Origin of the sequence: Thermobifida cellulosilytica TB100 (assembly GCF_001517975.1) — a bacterium.
GTDB classification, from domain to species: Bacteria; Actinomycetota; Actinomycetes; order Streptosporangiales; family Streptosporangiaceae; genus Thermobifida; species Thermobifida cellulosilytica.
The window spans coordinates 541,603-560,085 of the sequence record NZ_KQ950181.1; the positions used below are offsets into that span (position 1 = coordinate 541,603).

Sequence of the window (18,483 nt, forward strand, 5' to 3'; positions counted from 1 at the left end):
AGCCTATTGACTTCCGCCCGCCGCCACACGCCCGCGGCCCGGACGGCCCCGCCCGGGCGGAGCGACCAGGAAACGGGAGGGCCGAAAGCCCGATGAGCGCACACACCCACCCCGCGGCCACCTACCGGCTGCAACTGCGGCCCGGATTCACCTTCGCCGAGGCCGCCGAGACGGCCGACTACCTGTCCCGCCTCGGCGTGTCCGCCGTCTACACCTCCCCCCTGCTCGCCGCGGCGGCCGGCTCCACCCACGGCTACGACGTGGTGGACCCCACCCGGGCCGCACCGGCGCTGGGCGGGGAGGCGGGGCGGGTCGCGTTCGCCCACCGGCTCCGCGAGCACGGCCTGGGCCTGGTCCTCGACATCGTGCCCAACCACATGTCCGTCGCCGACCCGGCCGCCAACCCGTGGTGGTGGGACGTGCTGCGGCACGGCCGCGCCTCCCGCTACGCCCGCTGCTTCGACATCGACTGGTCGGCGGGGCCGATCCTGCTCCCGGTGCTGGACGACGACGGCGACGGCGGCGCCGCCGCGCTCGGCGAGCTCACCGTCGCCGACGGCTGCCTCACCTACTACGACCACCGCTTCCCCCTGGCCGAGGGCACCTACCAGGCGGGCGACAACCCGCTGGAGGTGATGGAGCGCCAGCACTACCGGCTGGTGTCGTGGCGCAGGCAGGACGCCGAACTCACCTACCGCCGCTTCTGCGACGTGGCCGCCCTGGCCGCGGTGCGCGTGGAGGACCCGGCGGTCCTGGAGGCCACCCACGCCGAGGTGCTGCGCTGGGCCGCCGGCGGCGACGTGCAGGGCCTGCGGGTGGACCACCCCGACGGGCTCAGCGACCCGGGTGAGTACCTGCGCAGGCTGCGCGACCGCTGCGACGTGTGGACCGTGGTGGAGAAGGTCCTCGCCCTCGGCGAGGACCTGCCCGCCTCCTGGCCGGTGGACGGCACCACCGGATACGACGCGCTGCGCGAGGTCTGCGGGGTGTTCGTGGACCCGGCCGGCGAGGAGCCGCTCACCGCGTTCGCCGCGCAGGCGGGCGTGCCCGTCGACTTCGCGCGGGTGGAGACCGAGAGCCGCCGCCAGGTCGCCGCCACCTCACTGGCCTCGGAGGTGCGGCGGACCGCCGCCCTGCTGCGCGGCGTGGACGCCCGAGCCGCCCGGGAGGCCGTCGTCGAACTGCTCGCCTCCTTCGACGTCTACCGCAGCTACCTGCCGGAGGGGCAGGACGCCTGGGCACGCGCCGTCGACCGCGCCGCGCGCCGCCGCCCGGACCTGGCCGGGGTGCTGCGACACATCGACGCCGAGGCGCGCGCCGATCCGCGCGGCGAACTGGCCCGCCGCGTCCAGCAGACCGGTGCCATGGTGGTGGCCAAGGGCACCGAGGACACCGCGCTGTACCGCTGCACCCGGTTCGTGGCCCTCAACGAGGTGGGCGGATCCCCCGACCGGTTCGGGGTCTCGCCCGACGAGTTCCACGCCGCGGCCGAGCACCGCGAGGCCGTGTGGCCGCACACCATGACCACCCTGTCCACGCACGACACCAAGCGCTCCGAGGACGTGCGGGCCCGCCTGGCGGTGCTCTCGGAGATCCCCGACGAGTTCACCGCGGCCGTGCGCGACTGGACGGCACGCGCCGGGCTGGGCGAGCCCGCGCTCAACCTGCTGGCCTGGCAGACGCTCGTCGGGGCGTGGCCGCTCGACGCCGACCGGCTGCGCGGCTACCTGCTGAAGGCGGCCCGGGAGGCGAAGCTGCGCACCTCCTGGACGGCCCCCGACGCCGGCTTCGAGGACGAGATCGCCGCGTGGGCCGACCGGGTGCTCACCGACCCCGGCCTGGCGGACCGGGTCGCCGCGTTCGCGGCGCGGGTGCGCGGCCCCGGCTGGTCGAACTCGCTGGGACAGAAGCTGGTGCAGTTGACGGCGCCGGGCGTGCCCGACGTCTACCAGGGCACGGAGCTGTGGGACCTGTCCCTGGTCGACCCCGACAACCGCCGCCCCGTCGACTACGGCGTGCGCCGCCGCCTGCTGGAGCGGCTGGAAGGCGGGTGGCGCCCGCCCGTGGACGACACGGGCGCGGCCAAGATGCACGTGGTGCGCCAGGCGCTGCGGGTGCGCCGCAGGCACGACCTGGCGGGCTACCGCCCGCTGCGGGCGGTGGGCCCGGCCGCCCGGCACTGCCTGGCGTTCGCCCGGGGCCGACGGGGCCGGGTCGTGGCCGTGGCGACCCGGCTGCCGGTGGGCCTGGAACGCGGCGGCGGGTGGCGCGACACCGTCCTGCCGCTGCCGTGGAGCCGCGGCGGCTGGGTGGACGTGCTCACCGACCGCGCCGTGCCCGCCGTCGGCGGGGACACCGCCGTCGGGCTGGCCGCGCTGCTCGACCGCTACCCGGTGGCGCTGCTGGAGCAGCGGGACTGACCGTTGCGGGCGGCCGCCGCCCAACTGCCGTCACCGGCGCCGCCGGGGCGCCAGTAGCCTGCGGTCATGGACGACAGGGAGCGGCTGCGCATTCCCGGCCCCGTGGTGGAGGCACTGGCCTGCCCGCACTGCGGCGGCGGCCTGAGGCGGTCGGGCGGTGGGCTGGCCTGCGCACGCGGGCACTCCTTCGACGCGGCCCGGCAGGGCTACGTCAACCTGGTCGCGGGGCGGCCGCCGACCGCCGGGGACGACCGGGAGATGGTGCGCGCCCGCGGCGAGTTCTTCGACGCCGGGTACTACGCCCCGCTGACCGCGAAGCTGGCCGAGCACGCCGCCCGGTGGTGGGACGGGGGACTGGTGGTCGACGTCGGCGCGGGCACCGGCCACCACCTGGCCGGGGTGCTGGACGCGCTGCCGCGGGCCCACGGCCTGGCCGTGGACGTGTCCCGGTACGCGCTGCGGCGCGCCGCCCGCGCCCACCCGCGCGCGGGCGCGGTCGGCGGCGACGTCTGGCGGGCGCTGCCGCTGGCCGCCGGATCGGCCGGGCTGCTGCTCAACGTGTTCGCGCCGCGCAACGGGCCGGAGTTCGCGCGGGTGCTGCGCGACGGCGGCACCCTGCTGGTGGTGACCCCGGACGCCCGCCACCTGGCCGAGCTGCGCTCCGCGCTCGGGCTGATCGCGGTGGACCCCCGCAAGGCGGAGCGGCTGGCCGCGCAGTTGCGCGGCCGCTTCACGGCGGCGGGGGAGGAGCGGGTCGCGGTCGAGCTGAGCTTGACCCGCGCCGAGGCGGCGACCCTGGTGGAGATGACGCCCAGCGCCCGCCACGTCACCGCCGAGGAGCTGCGCTCCGGCCTGGCCCGGATGCCCGAACCGGTGGCGGTGACCGCGGCCTTCCGCCTGTCGGTGTACCGGCGCAGGTGACCCCGGCGGACAAAAGGTCCTTACAGGTCAAAAATGGGGAGAGCGTCAGGAATCCGGGCCGGTCGGAATTTTGGCGGAATCAAGGTTTCGGCGTTGTTTTCGGGTTTTCTGGCGAAAAGTGCATAGTGTGTCGATTCGTTGTTCGAGATACGTCCACCTTTCCGGCGGTGGGGATGGCAGGGCCGCCCCTTCCAGGTGAAACACGGGGTGGGAAAGTTCGCATATCGCCGTTTCGGCTTTCGGTTCGCGGGACTGTCGGAAACAATGGGTCGGTGGTGACAGGAGGGCTGCGCGGAGATTGCGGCTGGGTCACAAAAAGCAGCGAAATCTATACTGTGATTTAGAGTAATGGTCTCATTACTCCCAGATTGTTCGCTTTGCGGGATTCGTTGCCACGGGTGCGAACAACCCAGGGAGAGTGACCATGCGTGACCGAAGTAGGCTGACCACTCTCGCCGCGTCGATCGGCGCGGCGACGCTCGTTCTCACCTCCTGCGCACCGCAGGAGGTCGGCGCGGACAGCAGCCTCGCCGACTGCGCGGAACACCCCAACACCTGCAACAGCGGGGAGCGGGCCGAGGGCGGCGACATCACCTGGATCGTCGACTCGCTCCCGGGCGCGTGGGCCACGCTGTCCCCCGAGGGGGGCAGCGTCTACACCCTCCAGATGCTCCACGGCATCCTGCCGCACACCGGCCACTGGGAGCCCGACGGCGTCACCTTCACCCCCAACATGGACCTGCTCGCCGAGGAACCGCGGGTCGTCGACGAGGACCCGTTCACCTACCAGTTCACGATCCGCCCCGAGGCGGTCTGGGACGACGGCACCCCCATCACCGCCGCCGACTTCGAGGTCACCTGGAAGCTCAGCACCACCGAGGAGGCCGGGCACTGCACGGGATGCCGGCCGCGGACCGACAACTACGACCGGATCGCCAGCGTCGAGGGCAGCGACGGCGGCTCCACCGTCACCGTCACCCTCGCCGACGGCGCGGCCGACCCCGAGTGGCGGGACCGTTTCAGCGCCTCCGACATCGCCGGCGGCATCTACCCCGCCCACGTCGCCGAGGAGCAGGGCTTCGACATCACCACCCCCGAGGGCGTCGGCGAGTACTTCGAGTGGCTGCACACCACCATGCCCACCTTCTCCGGCGGCCCCTACCGGCTGGTCGAGGGCGACCTGGAGAACCAGGTCATCAAGGAGCCCAACCCCGCCTGGTACGGCGAGGTCGCCCCCACCCTGGACACCGTGGTCATCCGCTTCCTCACCGACGAGGGCACCTGGATCAGCGCCCTGGACAACGGCGAGGCACACGGCACCTCCCCCGTGGCCTTCGGCCAGGACACCGTGGAGCAGGCCCGCCAGCGCCCCGGCCTCAACGTGAGCATCACCGCCGGCCCCAGTTGGGAGCACGTCGACCTCAACCTGGAGAACAGGTGGCTCAAGGACGTCGCACTGCGCCGGGCCATCTTCACCGCCATCGACGTCGAGGACATCGCCCGGCGCACCATCGCCCAGCTCTACCCCGAGGCCGGGCCCCGCACCAACCACATCTTCCCCGACACCAGCCCCTACCACACCGACGTCATCACCGAGACCGGCCAGGGCAGCGGCGACACCGAGGCCGCCCGCCGGATCCTCCTCGACGCCGGATACACCTACCAGGGCGAGACGCTGACCCTGGACGGCGAGGAGGTCGGCCCGTTCCGGCTCCGCTCCACCAGCAACACCGTGCGCGACACCTCCACCGAGCTCATCCAGTCCTACCTGGCCGAGATCGGCATCACCGCCACCATCGAACCCACCGACGACCTGGGCGCCACCCTCGGCGGACAGGACTACGACATCATGCAGTACGGCTGGAGCAGCTCCCCGGCCTTCGCCACCGCGCCCAGCCAGTACTGGAGCAGCAGCAGCGACAGCAACTTCGGCCGCTACCGCAACGACGAGGTCGACAGGCTCGCCGAGCTCACCCGCAACGCCTCCTCGCTGGACGAGGCGGCCGAGTACGCCAACGAGGCGGCCCGCATCGTCGCCCGGGACGCCTACGTCCTCCCCCTGTTCAGCATGCCGATCTACGTCCTGGTCACCGACGGCTACGTCAACGTCCGCGACAACCCCTCCTCCAGCCTGCGCGCCCTCTACCAGCACCACGAGTGGGGCCTGGCCGCCCAGTGACCGCACCGGGTCCGGGCACGTCCGCCCGGACCCGCTCCGCCCGCCGAGGACCGCCATGCTCGCCTACACCGTCCGCCGCCTGCTGGGCACCGTCCCCCTCCTGCTCGCGGCCTCACTCCTCACCTTCCTGCTCGTCGACCTGTCCGGAGACCCGCTCGCCGACCTGAGAGTGCAGCAGCCCCCCGTGCCCGCCGAGGTGATCGAAGCCGAGGAGGAACGCCTCTACCTGGACCGCTCCCTGCCGGAGCGGTACGTGCTGTGGCTGACCGGCATCGGCGGCGACGGCGACATCGGCCTGCTGCGCGGCGAGTTCGGACCGTCGGTACGGGGACCCGACTACGACATCGGACAGGCCCTGGCCGAACGGCTCGGCAGCACGCTGCGCCTGGTCGCCGCCGCCCTGCTGCTGGCCCTGGGCCTGGCGGTCCTCACCGGGGTCGTCAGCGCCGTCCGCCAGTACTCCGCGGTCGACTACACCCTCACCTTCGTCGGCTTCCTCGCCCTGGCCATGCCCACCTTCTGGCTGGGCGCGCTCGTCAAGGAGGCCGGGGTGTGGGCCAACCAGCAGACCGGCTACACGATCTTCTACACCGTCGGCGCGACCTCGGCCGACACCCGCGGCTTCACCGCCGGACAGCTCCTCGCCGACCACCTCGGACACCTCGTCCTGCCCACGCTCACCCTCATGCTCACCGGATACGCGGCCTGGAGCCGCTACCAGCGCACCTCCATGCTCGAGGTGCTCAACAGCGACTACGTCCGCCTGGCCCGCGCCAAGGGCCTGCCCAACCGGGTGGTGCTGCGCAGGCACGCCCTGCGCACCGCCCTCATCCCGCTGACCACCGTCGCCGCGGTCACCGTCGCCGGAACCGTCGACGGCGTCATCCTCATCGAGACCGTCTTCCAGTGGCGCGGACTGGGCGACTTCTTCGTGGAGGCGGTCAAACGCAGCGACGCCTACGCCCTGATGGGCTGGCTGATGCTGAGCGGAACCGCCGTCGTCCTCGCCAACCTCGCCGCCGACCTGCTGTACGGCGTGCTCGACCCGAGGATCCGCCATGAGTGAACTGCGCACGCGCCCCGGCGCCCCCACCCCGCCCGCCGACCCGCCGGCCGCCGCCCGCGGCACGGCGCACCACGGCCGGCTCCGCCTGGTCCTGACCCGGTTCGCCCGGCACCGCATGGCCATGACCAGCCTCGCCGTGTTCGTCCTGACCGTGCTCTTCGCGTTCCTCGGCCCCCTCCTGTGGCCCTGGGACCACACCGTGCACCGGGAGATCCTGCCCAACCAGCCGCCCAGTTGGGAGCACCCCTTCGGCACCACCAACGCCGGACACGACGTGCTCGGCCAGCTCATGCGCGGCACCCAGCAGACCCTCAGGGTCGCGCTCACCGTGTCGGTGCTGGCCACCGCGTTCGGCGCGGTGTGGGGCGCGGTCGCCGGGTACTACCAGGGCTGGGTCGACGCGGTCATGATGCGCGCCGTCGACGTGCTCATGGTGGTCCCGCTGCTCGTCGCGGTCGCCGCCATCGGCGGCAACGTGCGCGGCGGCACCACCTGGTGGGCGGTGGCGCTCATCATCGCGCTGTTCTCGTGGACCACGATCGCCCGGGTGGTGCGCGGCGTGGTGCTGTCCCTGCGTGAACAGGAGTTCGTGGAGGCGGCCCGCGCCGCCGGGGCCTCCGACGCCCGCATCATCCTGCGGCACCTGCTGCCCCACGCCGCCGGCCCCGTCATCGTCGCCGCGACCCTGCTCGTCGCCCTGGCGATCCTGCTGGAGGCGAGCATGTCCTTCCTCGGCTTCGGCATCCAGGCGCCCGACATCTCGCTCGGCCTGATGATCGACAACGCGCGCACGGCCGCCTTCACCCGGCCGTGGCTGTTCTACCCGCCGGGACTGTTCATCGTGCTGATCTGCCTGACGATCAACTTCATCGGTGACGGCCTGCGCGACGCACTCGACCCCCGACAGACGATGGTGCGCAGATGACCTCGACCAACCACGCCGAGAACACCGTTTCCGCCGCGGCGGGCGACGGCACCGTCCTCGACGTCGCCGACCTGCACGTCCGCTTCCCCACCGACGGAGGACACCTCCACGCCGTGCGCGGCGTCTCCTACCGGCTGCGCCGGGGCGAGGCGCTGGGCATCGTGGGCGAGTCCGGCTCCGGCAAGTCGGTGGCCGCACTGGCGGTCATGGGACTGCTGCCGCGCACCGCGCAGGTCTCCGGCTCGGCCCGGCTGCTGGGCCAGGAGCTGCTCGGCCTGGGCGACGCCGCGATCAGCCGGGTGCGCGGCGCGCGCATCGCCATGGTCTTCCAGGACCCGCTGACCTCCCTCAACCCCGTCCACACGGTCGGCAGGCAGATCGTCGAGGCGATCCAGGCCCACCGCGACCTGCCCCGCGCCGCCGCCCGGGCGCGCGCCGTGGAACTGCTGCGAACCGTCGGCATCCCGCAGCCGGAGCAGCGGGTCGACGCCTACCCGCACGAACTGTCCGGCGGCATGCGCCAGCGGGTGGTGATCGCCATCGCCATGGCCAACGACCCCGACGTGATCATCGCCGACGAGCCCACCACCGCCCTGGACGTGACCGTCCAGGCCCAGGTGCTGGAGGCGCTGCGGGCCGCGCGCCGCGCCACCGGGGCCGCACTGGTGCTCATCACCCACGACCTGGGAGTGGTGGCGGGCCACGTCGACCGGGTCGCGGTCATGTACGCGGGCCGGATCGTGGAGGCCGGCAGCGTCGACGAGGTCTTCTCCACCCCGCGCATGCCCTACACCCTCGGCCTGCTGGGCAGTCGGCCGCGCATGGACGCCGCCCGCCGCTCCCGGCTCGTCCCGGTCCCCGGCGCCCCGCCGTCGCTCACCCAGCAGATGCGGGGATGCGCGTTCGCCCCCCGCTGCCCGCTGGCGCAGCCGGTGTGCCGCGACACCGACCCGCCGCCGACCGGGCAGGGGGACGGCCACACCGCCGCCTGCCACTTCGCCGACCGGCTGGCCGGAGTCCGGCCCGAGGAGCTGTTCCCGCCCGCCCCCGCCACCGCCGCCGTGCCGCTCCGGGCGGCGCCCGCCGCGGCCGACGGCGCCCCCCTGCTCGTGGCCGAGGACCTGGTCAAGCACTTCCCGGTGCGCTCCAGAGGGCTGCTGCGCCGCCGCAGCGGGGAGGTGCACGCGGTCTGCGGCGTCTCCCTGGAGCTGCGCGCCCGCCGGACGCTGGCCCTGGTGGGGGAGTCCGGCTGCGGCAAGTCCACCACCGCCCGCCTGCTGCTCAACCTGATCCCGGCGAACCGCGGCAGCGTCCGCTACCGGGGACAGGAGCTGACCGGGCTGTCGCGCGCCCGGATGCGGCCGCTGCGCAGCCGGGTGCAGATCGTCTTCCAGGACCCCTTCGCCTCCCTCGACCCGCGGATGACGGTGTTCGAGGCGGTCGCCGAGCCGCTGCGCATCCACGGCCGCTTCGCCGACGGCGGCCCGCGCCGGGTGCACGAGCTGCTGCGCCTGGTCGGCCTGGACCCCGAGCACGCCGACCGCTACCCCCACGAGTTCTCCGGCGGCCAGCGCCAGCGCGTCGGCATCGCCCGCGCCCTGGCCCTGGAACCGGAGGTGCTGGTGCTGGACGAACCGGTCTCGGCGCTGGACGTGTCCGTCCAGGCCGGCGTGGTCAACCTGCTGGAGGAGCTTCAGGAGCGGCTGGGCCTGTCCTACCTGTTCGTCTCCCACGACCTGGCGGTGGTCAGGCACGTCGCCGACCGGGTCGCGGTCATGTACCTGGGGCGGATCGTGGAGACGGCTCCGGTGGAGCGCCTGTTCACCGCGGCGGCCCACCCCTACACCCAGGCGCTCGTCTCCGCGGTCCCGCTGCCCGACCCGCGCCGGGAGCGCAGCCGGGAGCGGATCGTGCTCGCCGGCGACGTGCCCAGCCCGCTGGACCCCCCGTCGGGCTGCCGGTTCCGCACCCGCTGCCCCACCTTCGCCGCCCTGAGCGGCGAGCAGCGCAGCCGCTGTGTGCGACAGGCGCCGCCGCTGGTCGAACAGGGGGAGGGCCACGCCGCCGCCTGCCACTACGCCCGGGCGCGCAACCTGCTGCGCGGCACCTCGACGGACCTCGGTCAAGAACCGACACAGTGGCGATGACCTGCGAAAATGGCCGAAAGCGGCCAGTTGTTGGCCGCAGTGGTCCTCGCCTGTTCGGGCACTCTCCCCCTCGGAAGGGGGAGGAACATGACCGTATTCCGTCGCACCGCCCGGAGCTGGACGCTCCTGGGGGCGGTGCTCGCCGCGACCGCACTGGTCTGCGTCCCGGCGCAGGCGGGCGGCCCGGGAGGGGGCGACCTGCGCCACTGCGGCAAGGGGGACCTCAAGGCCGTCGAGGAGCGCCGGGTCACGGCGCTGGACGTCACCGTCGTCGAGTTCAGCCTGCTGCACGTCGAGAACGGGCAGACCTGCCTCATGCCGGGCCGGGTGGAGGTGCACTGGGTCGACGCCGACCTCCGGGAGGTCGGCGGCTGGGCCGTGCAGGCGGAGGAGCCGCCCGAGCCGTTCCCGCTCGCGCCCGGCCAGAGCGCGTCGTGGACCCTGTACCAGGCGGACCCCGACAGGTTCGACCCCGCCGTGTGCCGGCCCGCCGACGTCGTCGGCATCGAGATCTTCCTGTGGGGCGAACCCGAGGGGACGTACGTGGGGATGGGGCCCGGCCAGCGCGTCTGCGCCGACCCGGAGGTCGTCGACACCGCCGCGGGCGCGGTGCGCCAGCAGGTCTGACCCCGCCCGGCCGCCGCGGCGCTGACCGCCCCACGCGCAGGCGCTCCTGGCGTGGGGCGGAGTCGGGGCGGAGGAGGCGGCGGTGCGGCCGGGGCCGCCTCCTCGCGCGTCGGTGCGCCTGCGGTGATCAGCCGCCGTGGCGGGCCCGGTGGTGCTCGATGAGCCGCTGGTACCAGAAGTAGCTGTCCTTGGGCAGCCGCTCCAGGGTGTCGTAGTCGACGCGGACGATGCCGAACCGGCGCTCGTAGCCGAACGCCCACTCGAAGTTGTCCAGCAGCGACCAGACGAAGTAGCCGCGCACGTCCACCCCGGCCCGGATCGCCGCGGCCAGGGCGTGCAGGTGGTCGTTGAGGTAGGCGACGCGGTCGGCGTCGTGGACCCGGCCGTCGGGGGAGACGGTGTCGTGCTCGGCCGAGCCGTTCTCGGTGATGAGGATGGGTGGCAGGTCCGGGTAGCGCTCGGTGAGGTCGAGCAGCAGGTCGGTGAAGGAGCCGGGCACCACGGGCCAGTCCATGGCGGTGTGCCGCACGCCTTCGAAGCGCTGCTCGGGGGCGCGGATGTCCACGGCGGTGCGGCGCGCCGGGTCGGCCTCCTCCCACGGGCCGTCGGCGACCTTGATGGGCCGGTAGTAGTTGATGCCGAGGAAGTCCAAGGGCTGGCCGATGATCTCCAGGTCGCCGTCGCGCCGGTAGGAGCCGTCGGCGAGCTCCCCCCACGTCTCGGCCTCGTTGGCGGGGTAGGCGCCGGTGAACAGCGGGTCGAGCCAGACCCGGTTGTGCAGGGTCTCGGCGCGGTCGGCGGCGGCCCGGTCGGCCTCGCTGTCGGAGGCGGGCAGTACCCGGTCGAGGTTGAGGGTGATGCCGACCTCGTGCGCGCCGGCGGCGCGCAGCTCGCGCACCGCCAGGCCGTGCGCGACCAGCAGGTGGTGGGCGGCGGCCAGGGCCGGGGTGCCCTCGCGGGCGCCGGGGGCGTGGCGGCCCACGGCGTAGCCGACGAAGGCGGTGCAGAACGGCTCGTTGAGGGTGATCCAGTGGCGGATCCGGTCGCCGAGGCGGTCGGCGACGATCCGGGTGTAGGCGGCGAAGTGCTCGGCGGTGGCGCGCACCCGCCAGCCCCCCGCGTCCTCCAGGGCCTGGGGCAGGTCCCAGTGGTAGAGGGTGGCCGTGGGGGTGATGCCCGCCTCCAGCAGGGCGTCGACCAGCCGGTCGTAGAAGTCCAGGCCGCGCTGGTTGACCTCGCCCGCCCCCGTGGGCAGCACGCGCGGCCAGGCGACGGAGAAGCGGTAGGCGTCCACGCCCAGGCGGCGCAGCAGCTCCACGTCCTCGGCGTAGCGGTGGTAGTGGTCGCAGGCCACGTCCCCGGTGTCGCCGTTGAGCACCAGCCCTGGAGTGTGGCTGTAGGTGTCCCAGATGGAGGGACCGCGGCCGTCGGCGTGCACCGCTCCCTCGATCTGGTAGCTGGCGGTGGCCGCGCCGAAGCGGAATCCCGCGGGGAACTCGGGCAGGTGGTCGTTGCTCACTGGTACTCCTGACGGCTGTCGTGTCACCGTTGGGTGAACCGGATCAGCGGTTCAGGGTAGTGGTCGGCGGACAGCTGGTCGAGGCGACCGATCGGGAAGCGGGAGGTAGTCCCCAAATTCATACTAAACAGGTAGGATTAGTTGTCAGCGGCGTCGGGTGCCGCGGTCGCCCGCTGCCGTGCCTCTTTCCCCTATCCCCCGTCTGTGAGGACAGTATGAACGACAGAGCACCCGAGCGGGCCGGTGCGGCCCGCTTCCGGATCAGCGAGGACTGGGCAGCGACCATCGTCGGCCTGGTCCTGCTTGCCGCCTCCCTCGTCGGTCTCATCCCCGCGGGACTGGTGCCCTGATGAGCGAGCGAGAGACCACCCCCCGCAGCCCCGAGGAGGCCGCCACCGCGGGAGCCTCCACCCCCTGGTACTGGGCGCTCCTCGGAGTCATCGTCGTCGTCGCCCTGGCCGCGGTGACCCGCACCCTGGAGAACGTCGTCCCCACCGCGGCGGAGGGGACCGGCTTCGCCGGAGTGGCCAAGGCCATCGAGTACCCCGTCTACGCGATCATCCTCGGCCTGCTCGTCAACGCCCTGCTGAGCGCGATCGGGGTGCGCGACCGCCTGGCCGAGGGCTTCCGCACCGAGTTCTTCATCAAGACCGGTCTGGTCCTGCTGGGCTCCACGGTCCTGTTCGACGTGATCGTCAAGGCCGCGGGACCGGCCATCATCCAGGCGCTCATCCTGGTCACCTCGGTCTTCCTGTTCACCTGGTGGCTGGGCGGCCGGTTCGGCCTGGACGACCGGCTGCGCGCCCTGCTGGCCTCCTCGGTGTCGATCTGCGGCGTCAGCGCGGCCATCGCCGCCGCCGGTGCGGTGCAGGCCCGCAGGGAGCAGCTCGCCTACACCGCCAGCCTGGTGATCCTCTTCGCGGTGCCGTCCATCTTCCTGCTGCCCTGGCTGGTGGGGCTGATCGGCCTCAACGACGCCCAGGCCGGCGCCTGGATCGGCGGCAACATCGACACCACCGCGGCGGTCGCGGCCTCCGGCGCCATCGTGGGCGAGGGCGCGCTGCAGATCGCCTCCATCGTCAAGTCCACGCAGAACGTCCTGATGGGCGTGGCCGCGGTGGCGCTGACCGCCTACTTCGCCTTCCGGGTGGCCCCGGCGCAGGGCGAGGCCGCCCAGGACCGCCCGTCGTGGCTGCGCACGCTGTGGGACCGCTTCCCGAAGTTCGTGCTGGGCTTCCTCGCCGCCTCCGTGGCGGCCACCATCTGGGCGAACGTCGCGGGAGAGGCCGGGCAGGCCGGGCTGGACACCGCCAAGGCGCTGCGCGACTGGTTCCTCATCGCGGCCTTCACGAGCATCGGCCTGGAGTTCAAGGTCGGCTCGCTGCGGGAGGCCGGCTGGCGCCCGATCGGGGTGTTCGCCCTCGCCACGGTGTTCAACCTGGTCGCGGGGCTGATCCTGGCCTCCCTGCTGTTCCGCGGGTTCACGCTCTGAACCGTACGGGAGGCCGTCGGACGGGGGCCGGTCGCCGCTGCGGCGACCGGCCCCCGCCGTTGCGCCAGGGAGAGGTCTGATCTGAGCGTAACCCATTGACACCAATGAGTGATCCTGTTTCTATGTCATAAGTCACACGATATGGGAGCGCTCCCATTTCAGTGGCCTCCGCATGCGGACTCTCCTCCAACGACGATCCCCCTCCACGGAAGGACTCCCGTGTCGAGACCCAGAATCAGACCGCCCCTCGCCGGGGCCGTGGCGCTCGCCCTCGCGACGACCTTCGGCCTCACCACCGCCGCGGCCCAGGCCGACGAGGTCAACCAGATCATCAACGGCGACTTCAGCAACGGGACCGCCCCCTGGTGGGGGACCCCGAACATCAACCTCGACGCCAGCAGCGGGGCGCTGTGCGCGAACGTCCCCGGAGACACCCTCAACGCCTGGGACGTGATCATCGGGCAGAACGACATCCCCCTGATCGAAGGGGAGTCCTACACCTTCTCCTTCACCGCCTCCGCCACCGAGCCGGTCTCCATCCGCGCCCTGGTGCAGGAGCCGGTGGAGCCGTGGCGGACCCAACTGGACCAGCGGGCCTTCCTCGGACCCGAAGAGCAGAGATTCGAGTACGTCTTCACCTCCAACGCCGACTGGGACGACGCGCAGGTCGCCTTCCAGATCGGCGGCTCCGACGTGCCGTGGACCTTCTGCGTCGACGACGTGGCCCTCCTGGGCGGGGCCGAGCCCCCCGTCTACGTGCCCGACACCGGCCCCCGGGTCCGCGTCAACCAGGTCGGCTACCTGCCGCACGGCCCCAAGAAGGCGACCGTCGTCACCGACGCCACCGAGGCGCTCACCTGGGAGCTGGCCGACTCCGGCGGCACGGTGGTGGCCAGCGGCCAGACCGAGCCGTACGGACCGGAGTCCTCTTCCGGCCTGAACGTGCACACCGTCGACTTCAGCTCCTACACCACCTCCGGCAGCGGCTACACGCTCACCGTCGACGGCGAGACCAGCCACCCCTTCGACATCGACGAGAGCGCCTACGAGGAGCTGCGCGTCGACGCGCTGTCGTTCTACTACCCGCAGCGCAGCGGCATCGAGATCCTCGACTCCATCGCCCCCGGCTACGGCCGCGCGGCCGGACACGTGGGCGTGCCCCCCAACCAGGGCGACACCGACGTGCCGTGCGCGCCGGGCACCTGCGACTACTCCCTGGACGTGTCGGGCGGCTGGTACGACGCGGGCGACCACGGCAAGTACGTGGTCAACGGCGGCATCTCGGTGCACCAGCTCATGAACATCTACGAGCGCGCCCAACGGGCGGAGACCGCCCAGCCCGACAAGCTGGGCGACTCCACGCTGCGCCTGCCCGAGACCGGCAACGGCGTTCCCGACGTGCTCGACGAGGCGCGCTGGGAGATGGAGTTCCTGCTCAGCATGCAGGTGCCCGAGGGCGAGCCGCTCGCCGGCATGGCGCACCACAAGATCCACGACGAGCAGTGGACCGGCCTGCCGCTGCTGCCGGCCAACGACCCGCAGCCGCGCTACCTGCAACCGCCGTCCACCGCGGCGACGCTCAACCTCGCGGCCACCGCCGCCCAGTGCGCCCGGGTCTTCCAGCCCTACGACGCGGACTTCGCCGCCGAGTGCCTGGAGGCGGCCGAGACCGCCTGGGACGCGGCCAAGGCCCACCCCGCCGTCTACGCTCCGGCCTTCGGCGAGGGCGGCGGCCCCTACAACGACAACAACGTCACCGACGAGTTCTACTGGGCCGCGGCCGAGCTCTTCCTCACCACCGGCGCCCAGGAGTACCGCGACGCGGTGACCTCCTCGCCGCTGCACACCGACGACGAGGAAGTGTTCCGCGACGGCGGCTTCGACTGGGGCTGGACCGCCCCGCTGGCCCGCATCCAACTGGCCACGATCCCCAACGACCTGGCCGACCGCGACCGGGTGCGCGACTCGGTGGTCGCGGCCGCCGACGGCTACCTCGCCAACGTCGAGTCCAGCCCGTGGGGCCTGTCCTACAAGCCCGGCAACGGCGTGTTCGTCTGGGGCTCCAACAGCGCGGTCCTCAACACCATGGTGGTCATGGCCGTCGCCTTCGACCTCACCGGCGACACCAAGTACCGCGACGGCGTGCTGGAGGGCATGGACTACATCTTCGGCCGCAACGCGCTGAACCAGTCCTACGTCACCGGCTACGGCGAGAAGGACTCCCGCAACCAGCACAGCCGCTGGTACGCCCACCAGCTCGACCCGCGCCTGCCCAACCCGCCCAAGGGCACCCTGGCAGGCGGGCCCAACTCCGACGCCAGCACCTGGGACCCCAAGGCCCAGAGCACGCTGACCGGCTGCGCGCCCCAGATGTGCTACATCGACGACATCGAGTCCTGGGCCACCAACGAGCTGACCATCAACTGGAACGCCCCGCTGTCGTGGATCGCGTCCTTCATCGCCGACCAGGACGACGCGGGCGGCGGCTCGGAGGACCCGGAGGAGCCGGTCGAGGACACGGAGCCGCCGACCGCCCCCACCGGCCTCAAGGCCACCGGCGTCACCACCGACAGCGCCACGGTGAGCTGGAACGCCGCCACCGACAACGTCGGAGTGGTCGGCTACGAGCTGGTCCTGCAGCACACCGACACCCTCGCCCCGCTGGGCACCACCACGCAGACCAGCTACCAGTTGGAGGGGCTGCGGCCGGGACAGACGTACACCTTCTGGGTGTACGCCTACGACGCGGCGGGCAACCGCTCCCCCTCGGCCAAGGTCACCTTCACCACCGAGGAGGAGGACGAGCAGCCGACCGGCTCCTGCACGGTGAGCTACACCACCTCCGACTGGCCGGGCGGCTTCACCGCCTCGGTCGTCCTCACCAACACCGGCACGACTCCCTGGAACGGCTGGACGCTCGGCTTCACCTTCCCCTCCGGGCAGCGGGTCACCCAGGGCTGGAGCGCCACGTGGGTGCAGACCGGGGACCAGGTGACCGCCACCTCGATGTCGTGGAACAGCTCGGTCGCTCCGGGCCAGTCGGTCACCATCGGCTTCAACGGAAGCTGGACCGGCTCCAACACCAGGCCCGCGGAGTTCACCGTCAACGGCGGGTCCTGCTCGGTCGCCTGACCCTGATCCGGCTCTCCAGGTGAGCCGTCTCGGTCCCCGCCGGCCCCGCGGTCGGCGGGGACCGAACCATCGCTGTCTCCGCGCGGCCCGGGCCGCGCGGAGACAGCTCCCCCACAACGTTCCGGTAGGACGAGGAAGGCACCGACGTGACCATCGAGAGCCCCGTACGCGCGGCCCCCGGCGTCGGACGGATGACGGTGACCCGGCGAGCGGTCGAACAGATCAAGGCGATGATCGCCGACGGCACCCTGCACCCCGGACAGCGGCTGCCCACCGAGCGGGAGCTGGCCGCGGGCATGGGGCTGTCCCGCAGCTCGATGCGGGAGGCGATCCGGGTGCTGACCACGCTGGGCGTGCTGGAGGCACGGCACGGCGCGGGCGTCTACGTCACCGAGCTGCGCCCCCGCGACCTGCTGGAGCCCTTCTCGGTGCTGGCCGAGGTCGGACGGGGCCACACCCTGCTGGAGGTGCTCCAGGTGCGCCGGATCGTGGAGCCGGCCGCCACCGCGCTGGCCGCGGTCCGCGCCACCGACGCGCAACTGGCCGAACTGGACGGGCTGCTGGAGGACGGCCGCGGCTGCGGCGCGGGAGAGGCCGCCGCCGCGGACCGGGCCTTCCACCGGGCCGTCGCGGAGCTGGCGGGCAACGCCACCCTCGCGGCCCTCGTCGACGGGCTGTCCTCGCCCGCCCTCGGCGCCCGGTTGGGGCGGGGGGAGGCGGACGAGGAGGAGTGGACCGCGCGGCTGCGCGAGGACCACCGCCGCATCCACGACGCCCTGCTGGCCCGCGACCCCGACGCGGCGCGGGCAGCGGCGACCCTGCACGTCCTGGGCCTGGAGGAGCGGCTGCGCCGCCGCATGGCCGACGCCCCGTGGCTGTGAATCTACGATGTAAAACCGCTGGTCCATGGCGCCCGAGGCGGGCGCCCAAGGGAGCACGCCCCGAACGCCGCAGTCGGCCGATGGCCTAGGATCGACGCGACCCAAAGATCCCATCACTGGGCAACACCGTCAGGAGGGCCGTGGCCGACAACAGCAGGAACCGGGCGTCCGGACTGGCGTTCGCGATCGTCTCCGCACTGGCCTTCGGCGGCTCCGGTCCCGTCGCGCGGCCGCTGCTCGACGCCGGGCTCGACCCGCTGCACGTGACGTGGCTGCGGGTGGCCGGAGCCGCGCTGCTCCTGCTGCCCGTCGCCCTGCGCCACCGCCGGGTGCTGCGCACCCGCCCCGCGCTGCTGCTGGCCTACGGCATGTTCCCGATGGCGGGCGTGCAGGCGTGCTACTTCGCCGCGATCACCCGCATCCCCGTCAGCGTGGCGCTGCTCATCGAGTTCCTCGGCCCGGTGCTGGTGCTGCTGTGGACGCGCCTGGTGCGGCGCGTCCCGGTGTCGCGGGCGGCGGCCCTCGGCGTGGTGCTGGCGGTCGTGGGCCTGAGCTTCCTCGTCGAGGCGTGGGCGGGCATCCGCCTGGACGCGGTCGGCCTGGTGCTGGCCCTGGGCGCGGCGGTGGGCCAGGCCACCTACTTCCTGCTGTCGGACGCCGCGCGCGACGACGCCGACCCGCTCGCGGTCATCTCCTACGGCGCGCTCGTCGCCGCCGTCCTGATGGGCCTCCTCGCCCGCCCCTGGACCCTGCCCTGGCGCACCCTGGCCGCAACGGTGGAGTTCGGCGGGGCGGACGTGCCCGCCCTGGCACTGCTGGTGTGGCTGGCGCTGGTGGCCACGGCCGTCGCCTACGTCACCGGCGTGGCCGCGGTGCGGCGGCTGTCCCCGGTGGTCGCCGGACCCGTCGCCTACCTGGAGGTGGTGACCTCCATCGTGCTGGCCTGGCTGCTGCTGGGGGAGGAGCTCAGCCCCGCCCAGCTCGCGGGCGCGGTCGCCGTGGTGGCGGGCGCGTTCCTCGCACAGACCGCGGTCCCCGCCTCCCCGGCCCCCGCCCGGCGGTCGCGGCCCTCCGAGCCGGAGCCGCCCCGCCCGTCCGCCGCGGTCACCGGCCAGGGACAGCAGAGCCCCGACCGGTAGGCGCCCGGCAGCGCAGGCGCGGCCGCAGCCGCGCC

13 protein-coding genes are annotated in these 18,483 nt (G+C 73.1%); 12 read left to right on the forward strand and 1 reads right to left on the reverse strand.

The genetic code is table 11. The features are described from left to right. Positions 1 to 92 precede the first annotated feature (92 nt). The 7 genes from treY to AC529_RS08750 all read left to right on the forward strand — a co-directional run bounded on the left by treY (position 93) and on the right by AC529_RS08750 (position 10,285). Positions 93 to 2,420: a malto-oligosyltrehalose synthase gene (gene treY / locus AC529_RS08720; protein ID WP_068755416.1), complete on the forward strand. Its 2,328-nt coding sequence runs from the start codon at positions 93 to 95 to the stop codon at positions 2,418 to 2,420. A gap of 66 nt (positions 2,421 to 2,486) precedes the next feature. After that, positions 2,487 to 3,341 carry a putative RNA methyltransferase gene (locus AC529_RS08725; RefSeq protein ID WP_068755419.1) on the forward strand — a complete coding sequence of 285 codons (855 nt, stop codon included), beginning with the start codon at positions 2,487 to 2,489 and terminating at the stop codon, positions 3,339 to 3,341. A 424-nt stretch (positions 3,342 to 3,765) separates the two neighbouring features. After that, positions 3,766 to 5,520 carry an ABC transporter family substrate-binding protein gene (locus tag AC529_RS08730; protein WP_068755421.1) on the forward strand — a complete coding sequence of 585 codons (1,755 nt, stop codon included), beginning with the start codon at positions 3,766 to 3,768 and terminating at the stop codon, positions 5,518 to 5,520. 55 nt (positions 5,521 to 5,575) lie between these two features. After that, a complete protein-coding gene (locus AC529_RS08735; protein WP_068755423.1) occupies positions 5,576 to 6,586 on the forward strand; it encodes an ABC transporter permease in 1,011 nt (336 codons plus the stop codon). Then, complete coding sequence (locus AC529_RS08740) at positions 6,579 to 7,511, forward strand: ABC transporter permease (protein WP_068755425.1); 933 nt, start codon at positions 6,579 to 6,581, stop codon at positions 7,509 to 7,511. The genes AC529_RS08735 and AC529_RS08740 overlap by 8 nt, the downstream gene beginning before the upstream one ends. Next, entirely contained in the window at positions 7,508 to 9,658 is a 2,151-nt protein-coding gene (locus tag AC529_RS08745) for a dipeptide ABC transporter ATP-binding protein (protein ID WP_068755426.1), read from the forward strand. Before AC529_RS08740 ends, AC529_RS08745 begins: the two co-directional genes overlap by 4 nt. A gap of 87 nt (positions 9,659 to 9,745) precedes the next feature. Next, the gene (locus AC529_RS08750) at positions 9,746 to 10,285 is read left to right on the forward strand and encodes a DUF4232 domain-containing protein (RefSeq protein ID WP_068755428.1); all 540 of its coding nucleotides are present in this window, start codon (positions 9,746 to 9,748) and stop codon (positions 10,283 to 10,285) included. Between the two features lie 127 nt (positions 10,286 to 10,412). Here AC529_RS08750 and AC529_RS08755 read toward each other — a convergent pair whose 3' ends face one another. After that, complete coding sequence (locus AC529_RS08755; RefSeq protein ID WP_068755431.1) at positions 10,413 to 11,804, reverse strand: GH1 family beta-glucosidase; 1,392 nt, start codon at positions 11,802 to 11,804, stop codon at positions 10,413 to 10,415. 215 nt (positions 11,805 to 12,019) lie between these two features. Here AC529_RS08755 and AC529_RS21160 point away from each other — a divergent pair, with 215 nt between their 5' ends. The 5 genes from AC529_RS21160 to AC529_RS08775 all read left to right on the forward strand — a co-directional run bounded on the left by AC529_RS21160 (position 12,020) and on the right by AC529_RS08775 (position 18,448). After that, positions 12,020 to 12,154, forward strand: a complete 135-nt coding sequence (locus AC529_RS21160) for a hypothetical protein (RefSeq protein ID WP_269745536.1) — start codon at positions 12,020 to 12,022, stop codon at positions 12,152 to 12,154. Then, positions 12,154 to 13,296, forward strand: coding sequence for a YeiH family protein (locus tag AC529_RS08760; protein WP_068755433.1), 1,143 nt, complete (start codon positions 12,154 to 12,156; stop codon positions 13,294 to 13,296). The genes AC529_RS21160 and AC529_RS08760 overlap by 1 nt, the downstream gene beginning before the upstream one ends. A 219-nt stretch (positions 13,297 to 13,515) precedes the next feature. Beyond that, positions 13,516 to 16,428 carry a glycoside hydrolase family 9 protein gene (locus AC529_RS08765; RefSeq protein ID WP_394326439.1) on the forward strand — a complete coding sequence of 971 codons (2,913 nt, stop codon included), beginning with the start codon at positions 13,516 to 13,518 and terminating at the stop codon, positions 16,426 to 16,428. Positions 16,429 to 16,574: 146 nt separating this feature from the next. Next, positions 16,575 to 17,309, forward strand: a complete 735-nt coding sequence (locus AC529_RS08770; protein ID WP_068755437.1) for a FadR/GntR family transcriptional regulator — start codon at positions 16,575 to 16,577, stop codon at positions 17,307 to 17,309. Positions 17,310 to 17,449: 140 nt separating this feature from the next. After that, complete coding sequence (locus AC529_RS08775; protein WP_068755440.1) at positions 17,450 to 18,448, forward strand: EamA family transporter; 999 nt, start codon at positions 17,450 to 17,452, stop codon at positions 18,446 to 18,448. Positions 18,449 to 18,483: the final 35 nt, after the last annotated feature.